The organism is Bacillus sp. UNC41MFS5, assembly GCF_000686805.1.
This window is the reverse complement of record NZ_JMLP01000029.1, coordinates 1-20,836: the sequence shown is the minus strand read 5'-3', so window position 1 is coordinate 20,836 and position 20,836 is coordinate 1. Positions and strand designations below refer to the sequence as shown.

General features: G+C 37.4%; 18 protein-coding genes, 1 rRNA gene and 1 pseudogene. 18 read left to right on the top strand and 2 right to left on the bottom strand.

Annotated elements, in window-relative coordinates; translation table 11 throughout:
* Positions 1 to 19 precede the first annotated feature (19 nt).
* From BR30_RS0114175 to BR30_RS0114165, 3 genes are read left to right on the top strand one after another with little or no spacing between them, the layout of a single operon-like run.
* Positions 20 to 3,037: a PD-(D/E)XK nuclease family protein gene (locus BR30_RS0114175; RefSeq protein WP_026565589.1), complete on the top strand. Its 3,018-nt coding sequence runs from the start codon at positions 20 to 22 to the stop codon at positions 3,035 to 3,037.
* The gene (locus tag BR30_RS0114170; RefSeq protein ID WP_026565588.1) at positions 3,030 to 5,639 is read left to right on the top strand and encodes a UvrD-helicase domain-containing protein; all 2,610 of its coding nucleotides are present in this window, start codon (positions 3,030 to 3,032) and stop codon (positions 5,637 to 5,639) included. Before BR30_RS0114175 ends, BR30_RS0114170 begins: the two co-directional genes overlap by 8 nt.
* A gap of 60 nt (positions 5,640 to 5,699) precedes the next feature.
* Positions 5,700 to 6,233, top strand: a complete 534-nt coding sequence (locus BR30_RS0114165; RefSeq protein WP_231507717.1) for a PD-(D/E)XK nuclease family protein — start codon at positions 5,700 to 5,702, stop codon at positions 6,231 to 6,233.
* 77 nt (positions 6,234 to 6,310) lie between these two features.
* On the opposite strand, the gene BR30_RS0114160 is transcribed toward BR30_RS0114165, so the two are convergent.
* Positions 6,311 to 6,784 (bottom strand): SRPBCC family protein, encoded by a 474-nt coding sequence (locus BR30_RS0114160; RefSeq protein WP_026565586.1) that lies wholly within the window; start codon positions 6,782 to 6,784, stop codon positions 6,311 to 6,313.
* Between the two features lie 189 nt (positions 6,785 to 6,973).
* Here BR30_RS0114160 and BR30_RS0114155 point away from each other — a divergent pair, with 189 nt between their 5' ends.
* Positions 6,974 to 7,696 carry a DsbA family oxidoreductase gene (locus tag BR30_RS0114155; protein ID WP_026565585.1) on the top strand — a complete coding sequence of 241 codons (723 nt, stop codon included), beginning with the start codon at positions 6,974 to 6,976 and terminating at the stop codon, positions 7,694 to 7,696.
* A gap of 99 nt (positions 7,697 to 7,795) precedes the next feature.
* On the top strand, positions 7,796 to 8,206 hold the full coding sequence (locus tag BR30_RS36725) for a hypothetical protein (protein ID WP_155928617.1): 411 nt from the start codon (positions 7,796 to 7,798) through the stop codon (positions 8,204 to 8,206).
* Between the two features lie 14 nt (positions 8,207 to 8,220).
* On the opposite strand, the pseudogene BR30_RS38870 reads toward BR30_RS36725, so the two are convergent.
* Positions 8,221 to 8,295: pseudogene (locus BR30_RS38870) on the bottom strand (CotG/ExsB N-terminal domain-containing protein); the annotation flags it as partial.
* A gap of 205 nt (positions 8,296 to 8,500) precedes the next feature.
* On the opposite strand from BR30_RS38870, the gene BR30_RS0114150 reads away from it, so the two are divergent.
* From BR30_RS0114150 to BR30_RS0114090, 13 genes are all read left to right on the top strand, one after another.
* Positions 8,501 to 9,592: a CotH kinase family protein gene (locus BR30_RS0114150; RefSeq protein WP_026565584.1), complete on the top strand. Its 1,092-nt coding sequence runs from the start codon at positions 8,501 to 8,503 to the stop codon at positions 9,590 to 9,592.
* Between the two features lie 242 nt (positions 9,593 to 9,834).
* On the top strand, positions 9,835 to 10,677 hold the full coding sequence (locus BR30_RS0114145; protein WP_026565583.1) for an N-acetylmuramoyl-L-alanine amidase family protein: 843 nt from the start codon (positions 9,835 to 9,837) through the stop codon (positions 10,675 to 10,677).
* A 295-nt stretch (positions 10,678 to 10,972) separates the two neighbouring features.
* Entirely contained in the window at positions 10,973 to 11,230 is a 258-nt protein-coding gene (locus BR30_RS36720) for a hypothetical protein (protein WP_155928615.1), read from the top strand.
* 42 nt (positions 11,231 to 11,272) lie between these two features.
* Positions 11,273 to 11,728, top strand: coding sequence for an N-acetyltransferase (locus tag BR30_RS0114135; protein WP_026565582.1), 456 nt, complete (start codon positions 11,273 to 11,275; stop codon positions 11,726 to 11,728).
* A gap of 1,418 nt (positions 11,729 to 13,146) precedes the next feature.
* A complete protein-coding gene (locus tag BR30_RS35930; RefSeq protein WP_081825451.1) occupies positions 13,147 to 13,269 on the top strand; it encodes a GapA-binding peptide SR1P in 123 nt (40 codons plus the stop codon).
* A 757-nt stretch (positions 13,270 to 14,026) separates the two neighbouring features.
* A complete protein-coding gene (locus tag BR30_RS36715; protein WP_155928613.1) occupies positions 14,027 to 14,194 on the top strand; it encodes a hypothetical protein in 168 nt (55 codons plus the stop codon).
* Positions 14,195 to 14,422: 228 nt separating this feature from the next.
* The gene (locus BR30_RS0114120; RefSeq protein WP_026565581.1) at positions 14,423 to 15,079 is read left to right on the top strand and encodes a PIG-L deacetylase family protein; all 657 of its coding nucleotides are present in this window, start codon (positions 14,423 to 14,425) and stop codon (positions 15,077 to 15,079) included.
* A complete protein-coding gene (locus tag BR30_RS0114115) occupies positions 15,076 to 16,377 on the top strand; it encodes a glycosyltransferase family 4 protein (protein ID WP_231507716.1) in 1,302 nt (433 codons plus the stop codon). Before BR30_RS0114120 ends, BR30_RS0114115 begins: the two co-directional genes overlap by 4 nt.
* 15 nt (positions 16,378 to 16,392) lie before the next feature.
* On the top strand, positions 16,393 to 17,571 hold the full coding sequence (locus BR30_RS0114110; RefSeq protein WP_026565579.1) for a carboxylate--amine ligase: 1,179 nt from the start codon (positions 16,393 to 16,395) through the stop codon (positions 17,569 to 17,571).
* Between the two features lie 30 nt (positions 17,572 to 17,601).
* Positions 17,602 to 18,675, top strand: coding sequence for a phosphotransferase (locus BR30_RS0114105; protein ID WP_026565578.1), 1,074 nt, complete (start codon positions 17,602 to 17,604; stop codon positions 18,673 to 18,675).
* A 107-nt stretch (positions 18,676 to 18,782) separates the two neighbouring features.
* A complete protein-coding gene (locus BR30_RS0114100) occupies positions 18,783 to 19,709 on the top strand; it encodes an NAD-dependent epimerase/dehydratase family protein (protein ID WP_026565577.1) in 927 nt (308 codons plus the stop codon).
* A gap of 18 nt (positions 19,710 to 19,727) precedes the next feature.
* Positions 19,728 to 20,297, top strand: a complete 570-nt coding sequence (locus tag BR30_RS0114095; protein WP_026565576.1) for a kinase — start codon at positions 19,728 to 19,730, stop codon at positions 20,295 to 20,297.
* A gap of 333 nt (positions 20,298 to 20,630) precedes the next feature.
* Positions 20,631 to 20,836 (top strand): 16S ribosomal RNA (locus BR30_RS0114090); the annotation flags it as partial.

The window sequence follows — 20,836 nt, the reverse complement described above, 5'->3', positions numbered from 1 at the left end:
AGAGTAATTGGAGGTTCTCATGCAACCGTTAATAAACAAACTAAAGGAAATATGTCTTAAAGTACCCTTAAAAGAAAAAATCGTTATCGTTGATTCCCATGCGATTGGGGAACAAATCAATGCGGCTTTCGTTAAACAAGGAAACCAAGCCATTAATCTCAAATATCAAACAGTGAATGACTTAGCCCAAACCTTAGTCGAGTTGAATTCAGAGCAGCTGCAACAAAATTTAGACCATACTGTTGGTGTTCATTTTACTTACAAGCTTCTAATTGAGTTGAAGAAACAAGATAAACTTCGTTACTTTGCTGGAATGGAAATCACGCCAGCTTTTAGTCATGCTATTTATTCAACGATTCAATCATTACGGTTAGCTGGCTATACAAAGGATTCTTTGAAAAAAGACGCATTTATTAATTCGGACAAAGCAGAGGATCTATACAAGATTCTTACTGAATATGAAGATATTTTAATTAGTCAGGAATTTACTGACAAAGCAGGACTGATACATAAGGCACTTAAATCGGTTCAAATCGATGAAAAGAGAGTGTTAATTTTACAATCGGGTCTGAACTTATCACATCTAGAAGAACAATTCCTGAGTAAAATGATTCCTGAGTCAGTTTATAAGCTGCCGCTTTCACCTGTATTAGGTATCCATACCCCTGAGCGGTCAAGCCTCCGTTCCGTTTCTTGGGGGAACCCGTCACCGTTAAGTTATCTCTATCAACAGGAAGATGCGAGCGGTGAACCAAACTTAGAACTATTTACTGCTAAAACAGAAGAAATGGAAGTAAAACAAATTCTAGCAAAGATCAAAATGGCAAAAACTCCACTCGATGAAAGTGTGGTGTTTTATACCGATGCTGATTCTTACATAACCCAGTTTTACCACCTGTCGCAAAAGATAGACCTACCCATGACATTTGGTGAAGGCCTGCCGATTTCGTTTACGCGTCCGGGTCGCCTTGTTTCTGGATTAATTGCGTGGATGCAGTCCAACTATAGTGTCCCAGCCTTTCTTGATTTATTGAATGAGGGCTTGTTTGTAATGGGTAAAGGCGTCCCCTTTATTGAGGGAGGATTTGTTGGCCTTGATGAAGTGGTGATGTCTAATTCAAAATTAACCAAAGTTCTCAGGGATCTTCAAATTGGGTGGTCTCATGATCGCTATCTTAAACTGCTCGGTGGGGAATTTAACAGAAGAAGTGAGCTGTTACTCGAACACGAACATGAGGATGACCGTGACTATTATGAAAATCAAGCAATGGATATATTATGGATTTGGTCGTGTTTTCAAGAAATTTTCAAGAAACTTCCACCATTAGAGACTACGATGAACTATAAAAAATGTTTAACTGGAATTGCATTTCTACTCAAATATAATGGTAAAACAAGTTCAGCCCTTGATGAGATGGCAAAATCAACTCTATTGGAAGAAATTAAAAAGCTGCTCCCATATGCAGACGAATCGTTATCAAGTTATGATCTATTTGAAAAAATGAAGGACCTGCTGCTAACCGTTCGGATCAATCAATCACGTCCTAAACCAGGCCATCTCCATGTTACATCTTATAAAAATGGAATATACAATAGCCGGCCACACGTCTTTTTCGTTGGCCTCGATAACAGGAAGTTTCCAGGGAATGTGAGTGAAGATCCACTTTTACTTGATACAGAGCGGATTCGGTTAGGGAATGCCCTGCCTTTATACCAAGAGAAGGGGCAAGAAAACTTGTATACGCTGTTACAAGTTTTTGCCAATTCGAACGGTCGTGTCACGGTCAGTTACAGCAATTTTGATATGAACGATAATCGGGTCGTTAACCCAGCATTTGTTATTTTACAATGCTACCGCTTAATTACAGGCAATAAAGATGCAGATTTTAAAGCATTAAAGGAACTGCCTTCATCCATTATTGCTCATGACATTTTTGAAGAAAAGGACTACTGGAGTGAAAAATTAACCAATGAAGAATCACAACTGCTAAATGACGGGATTCTTAATCATTTTTCAAATATTAAACAAGGAATCGCAGCGGAAACTGCCCGAAATACGGGGAATTTCTTAGAGTATGATGGATTGGTTCAAATTGATGCCGAAACGTATGATCCTCGCCTCAATCAAGAGAAAACACTGAGTGCAGGCAAACTTGAAACACTCGCCAAGTGTCCGTATTCCTATTTTTTACGGGAAGTGCTAAAGGTTAGGCCGGTAGAGGCGGTTTCTTATGACGCAAACAAATGGCTGGACGCAGCTACACGTGGAAGTTTGCTTCACAGTATTTTTGAATCATTTTATAAAAAATTAACACAGGAATCTACCAAGCCTTCATATGCTAAGCACTTGAGCCTTATTGGAGAGATTGCTCAAAACTTAATCGATGAACAAAAGGAAGTGCTTCCTCCTCCGAATGATAGAGTCTATCAACGTGAGCGGAATGACATCCTAGCTTGTTGTGATATTTTTCTAAAAGAAGAAGAGCTTCATAGTGAAAATTATGATCCGCTTCATTTCGAATATTCATTTGGGATTGGTGAACAGGAACCAGCACTTATTACTCTTCCATCAGGGGAAATAAGAATAGCTGGGATCATTGATCGTGTCGATCAATCAAAGGATAACAAATACCATATCATCGACTATAAAACTGGGAGCACCTATGGTTATGCGAAAAATGGTGCCTTCAAAGGCGGCCGCCAACTCCAGCACATGATTTATGCGTTGGCGATTGAGCAGCATCTCAATCTCGGTGAAGGTGCTGTCGAGGAAAGTTCCTATTATTTCCCTACCCAAAAAGGTTTAGCACAAAGATTTACGAGGAAGCAGGACAAGACGCTTCGAACCAATGGCATAGATATTTTGGAAAAACTGATTGATGCGGTGAGACATGGACATTTTGAGATGACAGATGATGTCAATGATTGCAAATTCTGTGAATATAAGCTGGTGTGCCGCCGTCATTTTTATGATAAAGAAACCCTTGAAATAAAACAGTCGAATCAGAAGTTAAAGGGGGTTAGAGCCTATGACTAAGGAAATTCGCGATCAAGCGGCCCGAAATAAAATTAAATCACAACTCAGCACAAATTTTTTAGTCGAAGCTGGGGCGGGTTCAGGTAAAACAACAAGCTTAGTCGAGCGGATGGTAAACCTTATTTATACGGGAACCGCGGAAATTCAGGAAATAGTCGCGATTACGTTTACTCGGAAAGCAGCCGATGAGTTAAAGGTCCGTTTTCAAGCGAAATTAGAAGAAGCATGGAAAATGGAAAAGAATCTTGAAATCCAATTTCGTCTAGGGGTAGCCCTGCAAAATATGGAGCGCTGCTTTTTAGGTACAGTCCACGCCTTTTGTGCGAAACTGTTGCGCGAGCGCCCAATCGAAGCGAATTTAGATTTAACCTTTAAGGAGCTTGAAGAAACCGATGACCTCGACATTTTAGAAGAGGCATGGCAGCTTCATTTACAAACTTTAATGGATGAACAACCACATTCAATTGACTCCATTGAAGAATTAGGAATCACTGTGGACACCCTTTTCCCCTGGTTAAAAGGGTTAAAGGAATATTCTGATGTGGAATGGGTAACCGAATCACTTCCGAAACCTGAACTTAATGTCGATTATCATTCTTTCATGCTCTTAATCAAGGAAGCAAAAAGATGCGTTCCTGAGGAAGAGCCTCCGAAGGGATATGATAGTTTACAGAAAGCGATTTTAACAGCTGTTCAAAAGGAAAGATTCATTGACCCTTCGAAGGAAAAGGACATTATCAGCATTTTCGAATTATTTAATAAGAATTTAAAGCCTACCTATAATCGCTGGTCTTCCAAAGAGGATGCAAAATTTTACGAAGAGAAAATCTCAGGCGTATTTGAAGTAAAAATTAAACCGCTTATCCAATCCTGGAAAGAATATTGCCATCCCAAAATTATTAGTTTCTTAGGAGAGGCCGTAAAGACTTATGAGCAATTGAAGAAAGAGAGATCCCTTCTAAATTTTCAAGATTTGATGATGTATACTTCAAAGTTGCTTAAAGGGAATCCTGAGGTTCGAGCCTATTTCCAAGCAAAATATCGTTACTTATTAGTTGATGAGTTTCAGGACACGGATCCGATTCAGGCAGAGATTATGTTTTATTTAACCAGTGAAGACATCGATGAAAAAACATGGACAAATTGCAAACCGAAAGCTGGTTCGCTCTTTGTGGTTGGCGATCCAAAACAAGCCATTTACCGCTTTCGCCGTGCTGATATTGACACCTATAACCGCGTTAAACAGTTAATTGAAGAACATGGCGGCGAAGTGTTGCAATTGACGACTAATTTCCGGACCGTTGACACGGTGACCAATGAATTAAACATGGTGTTTAAACGGCATTTACCTGAGGTAGAATCGGATTACCAAGCGGCATATCGGCCGCTAGTTTCCTTTCACGAGGACCAGGGTGCTGGGTTTACCGGTGTGAAGCGTTTATCCGTTCCTGCCGATTATAAAAAGAAGGAAGAGGTCATCTTAGTTGATGCAGAAAACATTGCCCTAACCATTCAAACGCTAATGAGGCAGGGACATCAAGCCAAAGACTTCATGGTGCTGACGAGGTATACGGATGGTGTTGCTTCCTATGCGAAAACGATCGAGGACCTGGGAATTCCAGTCAGTATCAGTGGTGAAGTAATTCTTGGTGAAACGAGAGAATTCCAAGATTTGTGGATCTTGCTAACATCCTTCTTGGACACAACCGATGAGGTGAGCTTGATTGCCGTGTTACGGGGGATTTTCTTTGGTATCAGTGACCAAGAACTATACCAATGGAAACAGGCAAATGGCCGATTTTCCATGTACGCCAATATTCCTACGGAAATTTCGCCAGAGATAAAAGCTAAATTTGAACTCGTTTTAGAAAAATTACAGTCTTATCAAAAGCTAATTCGTTCACTTTCGTCAACAGCAGCGATTGAACGAATTATCGAAGATGTTGGCTTTTATCCATTACTTTTGAAAAATGGCCGGAACAAACGAACCTATAAAAGTCTGCTCCAAATTCTTGAAGCCCTTCGTAAACAGGAGGCTGCTGGGAAAACGACCTATAAACAAGTCCTCGAAGTACTGACCGAGATGATTTTTGAAAAAACGGTTGTTGCTAATCTTGAAGAAGAGGAGAATGCTGTTCGGATTATGAATATTCATAAAGCAAAAGGCCTCGAGGCGCCGGTTGTCTTTTTGGCACATCCAGCTAAGACAGTCAGTCCTGCATCCTTTTTATCACAGCATATAAAACGGGAAGACCATACCTCAAAAGGGTACTTTTCGTTCACAGTGAAGAATGGTTATGCGGATAAGGAAATTGCAGCTCCACCCCATTGGGAGTCGCATAAGTCAGAGGAATTAATGTACCTTACCGATGAGGAGCTGCGGATTGTCTATGTTGCGGCAACTCGTGCGGAACAAGCCCTTATCATTAGTTCACACACTGGGAATAAGAAAAATCCTTGGAACATCCTTTTCGAAATGGAAAATATCGAGGAAATGGAACTCCCGGAGGTAGAGGCTTTTAAGGTGCCTTCCATACAAAAAGAAATCACCTTCACCGAATTTCAGGCGAAAACCATTAGTAAGAACGCCTGGCTGGACTAAAGCAGGGTAAAAACATTTGAGCTTTGGTCGCCAACCAAGGATAAGGATTATTCTGAGTTGGTGACCATTGAACGGGAATCGGGCGGAGGCAAGGCTTGGGGTACTCTGATTCATGATATCTTTGAAAAAGCAGTTCAAGGTCATGACATTTCTAATTATATAAAATTCGGTTTAAGTAAATATAAGCTTCCAATCGAAAGGGAAAAAGAAGTAAACTCCTATCTAGAAAACTTTCGAAATTCACCGCTTTGGAATGAATTGATGACAGCTGAGGAAGTGATGACAGAAGTTCCGTTTACATTAAAAGTGGAAAGGGGGCACACTCTTTATTCGTTAATCACTACAAACCCTGAGGATATACAACCTTTCTATGTGAAAGGAACGATTGATCTCATCTATAAAACGAATGGCACATGGACAATTGTTGATTATAAAACAGACCGGGCTAAACAAATAGAAGATTATGAAAAACTCCAGGCATTCTATCGCAGCCAACTATCCTTCTATAAGCATGCCTGGGAGGAGTTGACCGGAGAACTAGTAAGCCGCGATTTTCTGTACTTTTTGGAGCCCAATAAAATGATAGCTAATTGATGAATTCATATGAAACAAGAAAATTCCACAGGTCTTCAACTTGTGGAATTTCTTTTGGAAAATAGTCATTCACCAGGCTATTTTATAAGTACATTGCTATTTTTATATTCTTCTTCAGCTACTTTTTTTACTCTTTCACAAAATTGCACGACGATTTTGTCACTTGCTAATAATAGAAATAACTTGAGGAAGGCTTTTAGCGGTTTGTTTGTACAGGTGTATTTAAAAAGGGTATTTTGCTCATTGATGGCGGTTAATTCATATAAAGCGGTAATCTCAAACATTTTGGCAAGCGAAAAGCCAACTTTTAATTTCTTTTGATCGGGAGAATTTTCAAATTCTAATGTTTCCACATCATACTCTTCGACACGTTTGCCTTCTCGATATTTCTGACGATAGATGCTACCGACACCTTCATTTGTCACTTTTACCGGTTGATGATCGACTACTTGAGGCATTATTCTTTGCATATCCTCTAATGAACCATTTAACAATCCCCAAACAATATCAATAGGAGCATGGATTTCAATTTCCTTTGACCATTGTTTCAAGCAACATCACCTCTTCATGTTTTTTAGAATGTTTAAGTAATTATTCTCTATGAAATGAAAAAAATCCTTTTCCCTATCTATACCTAATAGTAACATGCATCCAATTAAAATAACCAATGAGCACCATGAATTGGTTTTTCTTCACCTTGTGGTACTATATAACTTATCAGAAGAAAACGAGGTGTCGACATGAAAATTGAAGTCTGGTCTGATTATGTATGTCCGTTTTGTTATATAGGAAAACGCCGATTAGAATTGGCTTTAGATCAATTTCCCCACAAGGATCAAGTAGAAGTAGAATTCAAAAGCTTTGAGCTTGACCCTAATTCTCCAACAAAGATTGAGCAAAGCATTCATGAAATGTTAGCCCATAAATATGGTATGAGTGTTGAACAAGCGAAACAAGCGAATCAAGGGGTCGGTCAGCAGGCAGCCACTGTTGGCTTGACATTTAACTTTGATGAAATGAAGCCAACTAATACATTTGATGCCCACCGTTTGGCCAAATTTGCAGAAACTCAAGGGAAAGAAGCGCTTGTCTCAGAAAAACTTCTCCGTGCCTATTTTACAGAGTCGAAGCATATTGGGGAAATTGAAACACTTGCGGATATTGCTGAAGCGGCAGGTTTGAATAGACAAGAAGTATTGAATGTTTTAAATGATAAAAATGCGTTTGCGGTAGATGTTCGCCAGGATGAATCCCTTGCCCAGCAGTATGGTGTTCGCGGGGTACCGTATTTTGTCATTAATCAAAAATATGCAATTTCAGGTGCGCAACCTACAGAAACCTTTATGGGAGCGTTGCAAAAAGTCTGGGAAGAAGAGTCTCCGGTTCCAGTTCTGCAAGATCTTTCCACTGAGGAAGATGTTAGTTGTGCGGATGGCAATTGTGTTATTCCTGAGAAAAAGTAGAGGTTTATTCATAAATGAGGATGGGAAAGGAAGACAAGTCTCCTTTCCCATTTTCTATTAAAAAGAACTTATTAACGGTTGCGGACTCTCAAATTCCACATGTTGCCGTCTTTCCAACAACGATTGACGATAGTATTGCATCTAGAACCTCGACGCCATCCTGTCCATCTGCATCTAGAAGTTCTTCTTCTTGATGTACATCTTCTGGAAGTACATCTTCTGGAAGTATTTCTTCTCGAAGTATTTCGGCGTGATGTATTCCGGTTTCTCGAAGTATTCCGGTTTCTCGAAGTGTTACGATTTCTGGATGTATTCCGGTTTCTCGAAGTGTTACGATTTCTGGATGTATTCCGGTTTCTCGAAGTGTTACGATTTCTAGATGTATTCCGGTTTCTCGAAGTGTTACGATTTCTTGATGTATTACGTCTAGATGTGTTCATCCGTGATGTCATTTGCTGTCTGGATGTTCTACGTCTGGATGTTCTTCTGCGTGTAGTGCGACGGTCTTGACTAGGATCACGTAACATAAAGTCCCAAAAATCGCCTCGCCTTACTTCTTCTGCCGCTCTTTCAATATCTTCAGATGAAAAATCGCTCATAGTAACTTTGCACCTCCTTTAAGCTTGAAAAGGGAGCACATAACTGATTGACAAATTTGTCCAAAAAACTCTCTCTTCTTCTAATAAATTACGTGTGTACAGGTACATTTGAGTGAGAAAAAGGCCTATGCACGAAAAAAAAGCTGTCCAACCGGGACCTCCTTCCTTCAATTCTCATAGGAATATAGGAAGGAGGAATAAAAAAATGGACGAGACAGCACTACTACCGCAATACAAACTATTTATTAGGCCCATCGACCTGAGGGAGCTAAGAAGAGACATTTGGATTGATGACCCAATTCCAGCCCAGTTAACGATTGAAGGGAAACGGCTCGACATTGATATTGCCTATCGAGGATCTCATATCCGTGATTTATCGAAAAAGTCTTACCAGGTATCCTTCTACAAACCAAAAACCTTCAGAGGTTCCAAACATATTCATTTGAATGCGGAATTTAAGGATCCTTCATTAATCAGAAACAAACTGTCCTTCGATTTCTTTGCAGAGCTTGGGGTTTTATCACCTCAATCGAGACATATCTTTTTGAATCAAAATGGAAAAGCTGAAGGGGTCTATTTGGAAATTGAGAGTGTGGATGAGAATTTCTTAACAAGAAGGGACTTACCGAAAGGGAGCATCTTTTATGCCGTTGATGGGGATGCCAATTTTTCACTAATGAGCGATCTGGACAAAGGAACAAAAAAATCCCTCCGATTAGGCTATGAAAGGAAATTTGGTGCGCCAGAAGATGATTATTACCTACAGGAATTTATCTTTAATATCAATACGTTTTCAAAAAGTGAATTCGAAAAGGAAATTCATAAATTTGTAGATATTGATAAATATCTTCGATGGGTGGCTGGTGTTATTTTTACATCAAACTATGATGGTTTTGTTCATAACTATGCCCTATACAGGAATGGTGAAACACGCCTATTTGAGATTATACCGTGGGACTATGATGCGACATGGGGCCGGGATGTCAATGGGAAAACCATGGAGTCTGATTATGTTCCGATTGATGGCTTTAATACTTTAACGGCACGATTATTATATGTGGATACCTTTCGTAAGCAATATCAACAGCTCCTTAAGGAGATAATGGAGCAGCAATTTACAGTAGGACATATGATTCCTAAGGCGGAAAAACTGACACAATTGATTCGTCCGTATGTCAAAGAGGACCCATATAAAAAACAAGATATGGATAAATTCGACCAGGAATTATTGGTCATCACGAAATATATCGAGGAAAGAAGAAAATACTTATACAGGAAATTAGCAGCGCTAAATTAAAATGTTCAGACTAAAAGGAGCCATCTACTTGCTAGGTGGTTATTTTTAATGTGGTTCGAAATAGGAAAAAGTAGGATTTCATAAAGATTTGTCGAAAAGTTTAACTATCTGTTATTTTTAGGAATTATACTTAAAATAATCTTATTAAAGATGGGCTCGGACCCATAATATGATGACCCATTAAATATTGTTGAAAAATACAATGTGAATTTGTTCAATAGCCGAAAGGAGTTTCTGATGTAATGTCAAAGACAGCTAAGATAGGAATCACAATCGTAATCCTTCTAGCAGTGATTCTTGTGTATTTTATCTTCAATCAACCACAAGAAAAGGGAGGAAAAGACCCATCAGCAGAAATTAACGAAGAACCTGTTAACCAGGAATTTAGTAAAGAAGATCAAGAAACAACCAAAGCGTTAGATGAAGAAGAAGAAAAAGAGGAAGTGCAAAACGACTTTTTAGTCGTCATCGATCCTGGACACCAACGTTCGGCTAACATGGGACAGGAGCCTGTAGGACCGGGTGCGTCAGAAACCAAAATTAAAGTAACGGGTGGAACGGCTGGAGTTGCTACAGGGAAGCCAGAGTACAAATTAACGTTAGAGGCCTCGCAAATTTTAGGCAAATTGCTTGAAAAAAGAGGAGTAAAAGTCATTTACACCCGAACAACCCATGATGTGAATATAAGTAACAAAGAAAGAGCCGAAATCGCTAATCAAAATCACGCCGACTTATTTGTGCGGATTCATGCGGATGGATCAACCAATCGGAATGTTAAAGGTCTTTCTGTCTTAACTCCTTCTGATGATGATCAATATACAAAGGCTATTTATCAAGATAGTCTAAAGGCTTCCCAGCTTATACTTGATGAAACTATTAAAAATCCAGCAGTAAAAGTAAATGGGATTTCGTATCGCGGTGACCTATCAGGCTTTAATTGGTCGAAAGTGCCTAGTACGTTAATTGAAATGGGCTTTATGAGTAATCCAAGCGAAGACGAGAACCTGTCCGACACTGTCTATCTTACCAACTTACTCACGAGCATTTCCGATGGGATTATAAACTACTCAAACAGTAATAAATAGTTGTTAATAAAAGGGTGTCAGGCACTATCGGTGCCTGACACCCTTTTTTTGCTATTAAGTTCAATCTCTTTGTAAGGTAAAGTCAGATGCAAGACAATCAATTTTCCGTTTCGATGTTGACTAAGTCAACAGGAGGGGATAGGATGACACGCAACTAAACGGATCATTGAAAAGTTTCCGAAGTTTAAAGGTAAGTTAAAGGCTTATGAGAACATTTTAACAGTGGAAGAAGCAATGCAAGGATTAACAGAAGTTAAAGCAAAAGCAGTTTGCTGATTTCTTATCGGAACATGGTTTGAATTATGATAAACGTAAATTAAATGTGTACTACAGTCGAGGAAAAATATCGAAAGCGGATGTTGAACTTGCAGGTACCCCCTATTGGAGTAAATCAACAGTTGAGGAATTTTGTGAACAGGAGAAGAAACGATTGAAAATGAATTTAGGAAGAGTTGTTAATGGCAATGTAGCTTGGGAGGTTGATTCAAGCTATTTTTTACTTCAGGAGATAAAAAATTTTTTGTCCTTAAAATCATTGAATGAAAATACATAGTGTTGTATATTTATAAATAATTATTACAAAAGGAGATACAGAATGGATATTTACCATGCAGTGACAAGTGATGTTAAAGATATTTATGATTTAATCCAAATTTTTGCTGAAAAAGGAATCGTATTGCCTCGTACGTATTTATCACTCTATCAACATTTACAATGTTTGTATGTTATGAAAGAAGATAATAATATACTAGGGGTTGCAGGATTACATGTTTTAGGACAGGACCTGGCAGAGATACGATCTTTGGTTGTTTCTCCCGATTATGCTGGGAAAGGTATTGGTCGCACATTAGTTAATCGTATTATAAGTGATGCACCGAAACTTGGAATTAGCCGTGTAATGTCTTTCACATACGAAACAGAGTTTTTCAAAAAATGTGGCTTTAAGATCGTAGCAAAGGAGACTTTGCCTGAAAAAGTGTGGGTGGATTGTATGAATTGTCCTAAGTTGGATTGCTGTGATGAAGTTGCAATGATTAAGTATGTTGGGTAAGGTGTCAGATAGGTTGCATACAGTGATATTAAACTTGGCAGTTTACTAGAGAAATAGGAATGGCGCCATTATGTGGTGCCATTTTCTTCGTTGTGTAGGAAATGATAAATTCTAGATTTGTAATTACAATACGACGTGCGAGAAAAGACCCAAGTAAATGATCGCCACTTGGGCTGTGATTTAAGTAGAGTTACCTATTTTGTTGAAAGATAAGAAAGTATAAAATTTCGACTTAGAGAATTGTCCAGCGCCAGCGCCTATCCTAGGCTCAATACAGCCATTTAAATCGATTATTCTATAAGATGATGATTAATGGTCTGTTCTCTTATCCAATGTTGTACCTTAAATAATCGGAAGTCGAAGGCCATTTGGAATAGACCAGTCAGAAGATATTGGAAGAAGTCATTTTTTTTGAGTTTCTTGAGTGCTTCCACATAAGAAGAAAGACCAAGCTTATGTGAAAGCATACGTCATATATACCCTATTTAAAATGAACTGATTGTTTGACCAATAATGGTTTTACCAGAACGATTAAGGGTTTATTTTGCCCGATTTTCATAAAGTAGCAGCAAATATATAACTATAAGATTTTTTCTGAAAATTCAATTAAAATTTGAAAATGTAAGCGTTTTCTATTATGATAGATAATGGGTTGGATGGCATGCGTGGCCGTCAGCGTATCTGGCGTAGGTGGGGCCGATACTAGGGACAGATGTAAATTTGTCTTTGTGGTTATATACTTAACATCATTCCTTAAATCATGTGGAAATCAAGGCTGAAAGAAAATTATAAGATAAACTTTAAGAAGGTCCAGTAAAAAGAACTGGAGCATTAGGATCAATAACTTCTATTTATACTAGGGATCCAGTTTGTGATCTAGTAGAAATTTCTAACTATTAAAATTTTATTTGCTTTTAATTAAATTTACGGGTGCGATGCTTGAAAAACAAGAGCATCACTTTCCTTGTTCAACAAACGGGAGCCATTGCTGAACAATGAGCAGTCGCTTTTTTACTAGTCGGATCTGAATAGTTCTATAATAATTGGATGTAAATAATTAAAAAACCCAGCTAATCTTCTCATGTGAAGGTAGCTGGGTTTTAAAGTTGTATGTGCAAAATAGCACTTAAAAAGGTGCAAAATAAATCCTAAAGTGACAACCTTGTTCAAAAGTAACTTCCAAAAGTGTCATACCTTAAGATTTATAGATAAATTTCAAGTTATCTGAAATTTTGCACCAGAACCTTAAATTTATAGTTTTCCTAACAATCGACATTATCCCTTGAAATGTGTTATACAATTTACGGTTGACAAATTAAATGTGACATACTATTATAATATCAACAAAGAAAAATCGCTTACATTTTAAGAGGTTAAAATTGTCTATCTTATAAAATTCAAACAAAGGGGTTTTTCTAATGGGAACTATCATTTGCCAAATTTGCAATAACACAATTGATCATTTTGAGAATGAGAAAGTATCAACTTTGTACGGACAATGCACTTGCTGTGATAAAAAACAAAAGAAGGCTTCTAAATAATTCAAGATAAATCAATACTATAAAATCCGTTCTCACATGTTGAGAACGGTTTTTATAGTTAATAAATCATCAATATATGGTGTTTTTTCTCAAGATAATAACCAAATATGTAACTAAAAAAGTAACAAGACCCCTTTTTCTTCAGATAACTTTTTGAAAAAGGGGTTTGTCTACACTCTGAACCCATCAGATTTATCTGATGGGCTTTTAATTGCTGAGAATAAGTATTATGCAACTAGAAATATTCATAATCTTAAATAACATCTTTTTTTCATTCCGATCATAGACCTTTACTGGAGTAATAAATGTTTAAAATCGCCAATCGTGTTCCATTAAAGGGCCATATTCTTGAATAAGAGAAGGAATTATTAGAAAGTGAAACGAAGCTCTAAGTTGTTCAATTAACGGGCAGGATTGTGGAGGAACAAATTTGAATAAATTTTTCATTTCAGGATTAATAGATTGCGAGGGGCGCCAATGAAATTAGTTCGGTTTTTGAAAAGGGGAATGGTGTTACTATTGCAGTGCGTTGTTGCTGTGGAGATATTTATTATAATCGCTGTTTTCCCTGTTTTATTTGATAATCTTTCCTTTAATTTATCAGAGTATATTCAGGCCATTTTGTTCTCGTACCTATTGGCTTCTTTATTATTACGGCCAATTGTGTGGCTTTAATCAACTCTTCAGTTGCTGACTTTTTTAAAAAAGGGCCGTAAATGAAGCCAGAAAATTATATGAAACTTAGAGGTGAGGAAGAATGCTGCGGAAGGTGATAATGGTTACAGATGATGAAGAAAGTGTGAAAAATGCAATAAGAGAAATCTTAAAATCAAAAAATAAAGGACATGAGTATGCACTAGATTTAACCAGAATCAGGGATAAGGAACGAAAAACTGCCATCATGAAAAGGTTAACGAGATTCTAATGAGAAAAGGGTTGCTTTTTAGAATATTTCCTTGAATAAAATATCCAGTTCTAGAGGGCGTATGCGAAATGCATATGTTTTTTTTATTGAAAATCCAGGGTAGATGGAAATAGTCAAAACTTCTTAAAAATGCCTATTTTTCATTATTATCATATTTGTCCATATCGACTGCTTCTTATCAACATATAATTACAAGAAAACTACTTTAACTGGAGTTGAGGTGTTCTAATGAGTGAGAATGTGTTAGTGATTGCCGCTCATCCTGATGATGAGATTCTTGGGAGCGGAGGGACCATTAAGAAGTTAATTAATCATGGCTATAAAGTCATTACTGTGATTGCTGCTAAGGGGCGGAAGAAAGAGGAGCATCATATACAAGAATTCATGCTGAAGGCAAATAAACACTTAGGAGTAGATGAGGTTCTATTTCTGGAATTACCAAATTTATTACTGGAAACAATCCCGCTTGTTGATATTAACAAATCAATTGAGAACCTCTTGGAAAAGTATACTCCTGCCATGATATTTACCCATCATTATGGTGATACCAACCGTGACCACCAAATATTGTTTCAGGCCGTGTTAACTGCTGCTCGTCCATTGCCGGGAAAAAAGCCGGCGGAGATACTTTGTTTTGAAACCGTTTCTTCAAGTGAATGGAGTCAACATACAAACGACAAAGAATTCAAACCCAATTATTTTGTGGATATTACGGATACCATCGACGATAAAATCAAATCTCTCCAATATTATGATGTAGAAATGAGACCATTCCCACATCCGCGTTCCTATGATGGTGTGAGATATTTGGCGCGCATCAGAGGAATGACGGTTGGGGTTGAATATGGAGAAGCATTTGAAATCATTAGGAGGGTATGGAAATGACAGATCAGCAACCAAATGACCAACCTTTTATGCCGGCCATTTTTTCATATTTAATCTCTTCATTGGATCAATATTATGGGGTCGATCAACCTATTGAACATGAACAAGCAATAAATAGGGAGCAATTCCATACAACAAAAATTCAAAACAAAAAATTAAATATATTAATCACAACATTTTGGGAATATCCATTGATCGGTGGCTTGCAGAAATATATCAATACCCTTAAAGTTGGCTTAGAAAATTTAGGACATAGTGTCGATGTAATAGCACTAAACTCTTTTCCGTCAGAGGAAATGAAGGCATTACGCGATCGATATTCTGAGGAGTTCAAGCAATTTTTTCTCAATCGTTACGGCAGTTATAATGAAAAAATTATACACAATATCAGCAAATTATCCAGTTATTATACGATGTTAAAAAATTTTGATCTGTCTCAATACGATATTATCCACGCACAAGATCGATATACAGCTAATATACTAGGAATGCTTAATCAATCATTTCAAAAACCGCTTCTTTTTACGCCTCATGGATTTATGACCCAAAACAGATTAAAGTTTAACTTAATGGAAAAGGGTTCAGTTGAGGAAATCTATTTTTTAGCGATTGATAGACAAGCCATAAAAAATGCCAATCAAGTAATCGTCCTTTGCGATATCTTTCGCCCAATTCTAAGAAATTTAGGCGCAAAGGAAAATAAAATAACCACTGTTTATACAGGGATTGATTTTGGTGGAGGGGATTTTCGAAAGAAAAGTAGGAATAAAACGGTCATTACCTGTATTGCACGCCTTCGTCCTCGAAAAGGACATAAGTATTTATTTAAAGCGTTAGCGCTGATAAAAGACAATCTGAAAAATGTAGAGGTGAGGATTGTCGGCGATGGTGAAATGAGACAAGAACTTGAGAAGCAGGTAAAAGAGTTAAGATTAAAAAATATTACCTTTTTAGGGAGCAGAAATGACATACCAAAATTGTTAAGTGAATCAGACATTTATGTTCTCCCAACCACAAGTGATACGCTGCCAATTTCTATTATCGAAGCAATGTTTAGTAATCAGGCAATCCTTACAACCAATTGTGGGGGTATTCCAGAGATCATTAAAGATAACTATTCAGGATTAATCGTTGAACCAGCTAACTACAAGCAACTTGCTGAAAAGTTATTGCTCCTTTTGCGAAACAAATCAATAAGGACAGAAGTAGCGGACAATGCACTGGCATTTGCTCAACAACATTTAACCGTTAGTAACATGGTTCAAAGGATTGAAGAAATCTATCAATCTTTATTATGAAAGGAGGAAAAAAGCATGCGACATGATGTTCCTGCAGTTGTTCTTGATTTAAGTGCGACCGGGATCGGAATTGTGAGGAGTTTAGCGAAACAAGGAATAAAAGTATATGCCTTTGATACAAGAGGTAAATATGAAATTGGTAAAACTCGGTTTGCCGACTGTGGAATTTGTCCTAATCCAGTGAGTGAGGGAGCTGCTTTAATTCTTTTTCTTACTAGACTGTCACAAAGAATTGGACAAAAGCCAGTGTTGTATGCGGGTTCTGATGACTTTGTTCAGTTTATTTCAAAAAACAGATTTGTTCTTTCACACTACTATAGGTTCCTATTACCAAAACACACACTGGTTGAAGCGGTATTGGACAAAAGACTAACATACGAATTGGCGCTGAAATCAAATGTGCCATGCCCAAAAACATTCGCTATTAATAACGAAGAGCAGTTCGAGGAAATTATTGATCAAGTTACTTTTCCTTGCATTTTAAAACCAGTTTATTCGTCCCATTTTCGCACAAATATCGATCATAGACTCTATAAAAAAGCGATCGTGGTTGAAGAGCCTTCCAAATTGAGAGAAGAGTACCTTTTTTACCGCCCATTCGGTGAACTCATGATCCAGGAAGTCATCCCTGGTAATGAGGATTGCATTTATTCTGTGAAAACATTTTTTGATGAAAATATGAATTTAGTTGGTTTGTGGATGAATCAAAAATTACATCAATTTCCCCCACATTTTGGATCTACAGCACTTGCCCTTAGTATTAGGGACGAAGAAGCCATTCAACTCGCTACGACATTTCTAAAAGATATTCAATTCAAAGGCTTAGCTATTTCCGAATTTAAACGGGACCCAAGAGATGGGAAACTGAAATTTATTGAAATCAATTCAAGAATCGGTTTAACTCAAGCGTTATCGATGGCTTGTGGGGTTAATTTGGCTCACTTGTATTATTTATCCCTTACCGGGCAAAATCCCTCACCAGTGACAGAACAGAAAGAAGGGGTCAAATGGGTTTACTTTGTCCGTGATTTTCTTTCCTTTCGCCAAAAACAAAAAAAAGGGGAAATGAAATTCTTTGAGTGGATAAAGAGCTTATCTGGAAAAAAAGTTGAGGCTCTCTTTGCTTGGAATGACCCACTTCCATTTGTTCGAAGTTTTGTTTCCCATTTGCGAAATTTATGGGGAAGACAGTAATAAATAATTAATGAAGGAGGAACTTTCTATTTGAATAGTTTAGAAGAAGTTTTAAGCTGTTGGAAACAATATGATTGGGAAGAAAAGCTAAAAAATGTCCTTAATAAAAAAGTAAAATTAGTAGATGAAAGAATAGAATGCCTTAAAAACACTCGTGAAAAGACCAGTATTTGGAAGTTGATTCTAACTGATGGACGGGAGTTCATTCCCATCGTGCTTAAAATATACAAACAGCCGCTGAAAGAAAATCATCGGTTGGAAATCAGTATGTATCAAAAAGCCTATAAGCTTTATCAAGAGTTTATACCGCAATTGTATTGGTTGGAATCGAACGTTAATGGCAATGAAACATGGATGTTTACTGAATGTTTGCAGCCGTTACGTGGACAAATAAAATTAGCTCCAAATCATTTGGAACGAATTATCCCCACGGTGGCAAAATTTCATGCCATAACATTTGATAAACGATTTTTGAAGCATGCAGATCTATTTGACTCCTCTCTTCCTTATTTTGATTCTGAGGAAAAGGTAAAGGAACGGACTAAAGGAATTAAAAAGGCAAAGGAAAACCTGGAACTGGCAATGAAAGATCCTAACTTACAAGAATTGATAGGACCAAGGTATAAAATAATCAAAAAAATATTAAAAAAAGGGCCCAATTTTTTTCCGGAAATTACTGAAACCGGACAATGTCTCATCCATGGCGACCTCCATGTCCACAATATTTGCTGTGAAAACGCCAATGATGATGTGGAGAATTGGAAAGTTAGTTTGATTGATTGGGAGTCTGCGAAGCATTATCCATGCTGGTATGATTTGGTCGTTCTGGTCGAATTATTAATAGATTTTCGCTCAGATTGGCAGAAGAGTGAAGAAGAGATTCGGAGAAAATGTGTGCAAGTTTATTGTCAAGAAATGTTGAAATATGGAATAACTTTTAATGAAGATCCACTAAATCTTCTTAAAAAAGCCTATTTACAGAGAACGCTTGAAAAAAAGCTCTCTAGTCATTTGCAAAAGGTGTTGGATGGAGGTAAGAGCACTCTCCTTAAGAGATACCTCGAGAAAATAGAGGTTTGGGGCAAAGAACTGGGATTATATTAGTGAAGATTTCAAAGTCTAAATAAGTATTTATATATGTTAGGAGATTGTTGAATGGAAAAGATTAGACAATCATCTTTTAGTTTAATAAAAGAGAGTAGTGGGTCTAGATGAAGGTGCTCGTTACTGGGGGAGCTGGATTCATTGGTTCTCATGTTGTCGATTTATTAATTCAATCCGGTTATGAACCGATCGTAGTAGATAATTTACGGTCTGGGAATAGAGAATTTGTCCCTCCCAACGTTCGATTCATTAAAATGGACATCTCTTCGCCCAAAATAGAGGAAGTTTTTGCGAGAGAAAAACCGGATGTGGTGATCCACTTGGCGGCACAAGTAGATGTTGCCTACTCGGTAAAAAATCCAGTCGAGGATGCTAACCAAAATATTCTAGGAACGATTCGTTTATTAACCTGCTCACATAAGTTTAAGGTCAAAAAGTTCATATTTTCTTCGTCTTGTGCTATTTATGGGGAAAAAGATGATTGTAGTATAAAGGAAACATTCCCCGTTCAGCCTCTATCCTTTTATGGAATTAGCAAATATACTTCAGAACTATACATTCAGGCCTTTCTTCAACTTTTTCAACTTCCTTACACCATTCTTAGATATGCGAATGTTTATGGACCGCGCCAATCTTCTATTGGAGAAGGCGGGGTCATCTCAATCTTTTTGAAGAAAGTCCTTAATGGTGAAGCCCCGCATATATTAGGAGACGGCGAACAAACAAGAGATTTTGTGTATGTGAAAGATGTCGCGCGTGCAAATGTATTGTCAATTGAAAAAGGGACAAATGGTATTTTTAATATCGGCACAAATTCTAAGACAAGTATTAACCAACTATTTCAAATAATTACTTCACTAACTAATAGTAATCTATCACCTATACTTATGCCTGAACGCGAAGGGGATATTCGTTACAGTCGGTTGGATAATACCAAAGCTGTGAATCTTTTGGCATGGAAACCTGACTTTGATTTGCAAACAGGATTAAATGAAACATTAAACTATTATAAAGGGATATTGAAGGACGAATGAAATAAAAGGAGATTAGAAATGAATGATTTTGATAAAATAGCAGCCAAAAATAAGGGCAAAATATCATTACAAGATTTGAACGGTTTTACAATGCTTGGGAAAGGTGCAGATGGGTCCGTATTTCAATTGTCACCTGAGAAGTGTGTCAAAGTATATGTTAATGAAGACAATCAAAAAAAGGAGTTAAATGCTCTACAAATAGGACAATCAAGTTCCGTTATCCCCCGTCTCTATGAATATGGATCCAATTATATTGTAATGGAATTGGTGAATGGAGGTAATCTAAAAGCCTACTTAAAAAAGGAAAAGCAACTTTCCAAACTAATCGTCATGAAGATATTATTCATGCTAGCAGAATTAAAAAAGGTTGGTTTTGCTAGACTTGACACCGAGGTTCGGCACATTTTTTTTAATGAGCTGGGAGAAATTAAAGTGATCGATCACAAGAGGGCAATGACTACTGTAAGGTCTGTCCCGACCAAATTATTCACTGGATTAAAAAAACTTGGTTATTTAGATGAGTTCTTAGGACATGTGAAGGAATTAAACCCATCCTTATATGAGGAATGGAAAAAGATAAAGTTATAATAAAAATAAAAGGACATAAGGGCTGTTGTGGTTTGCGAATCACAGCCCTTTTTAGTTAATTGGAAAAAATTATCATTGAACTTTGAGTAACTTACATGGTACTATAAGAAAGTTCTCTTCGAGTAAACATTTTCGAATAATTAACATTCTAATTTTAAAATAGTGTTGACTTGTTTGCGAGAATTATAGTATAATATTTTTTGTCGCTTCTTACCGAAGTGAGTTTGTTCTTTGAAAACTAAACAAACAAAATCGTGCAAACAAATAATAACAATCGTGTTTCTTCTATAATAGTAAGAACATAAGCCAACGTAACAAATGAGCTAATCAACTTTCTTGGAGAGTTTGATCCTGGCTCAGGACGAACGCTGGCGGCGTGCCTAATACATGCAAGTCGAGCGAGACTCTTCGGAGTCTAGCGGCGGACGGGTGAGTAACACGTGGGCAACCTGCCTGTAAGACTGGGATAACACCGGGAAACCGGTGCTAATACCGGATAATCCTTTTCCTCTCATGAGGAAAAGCTGAAAGACGGTTTC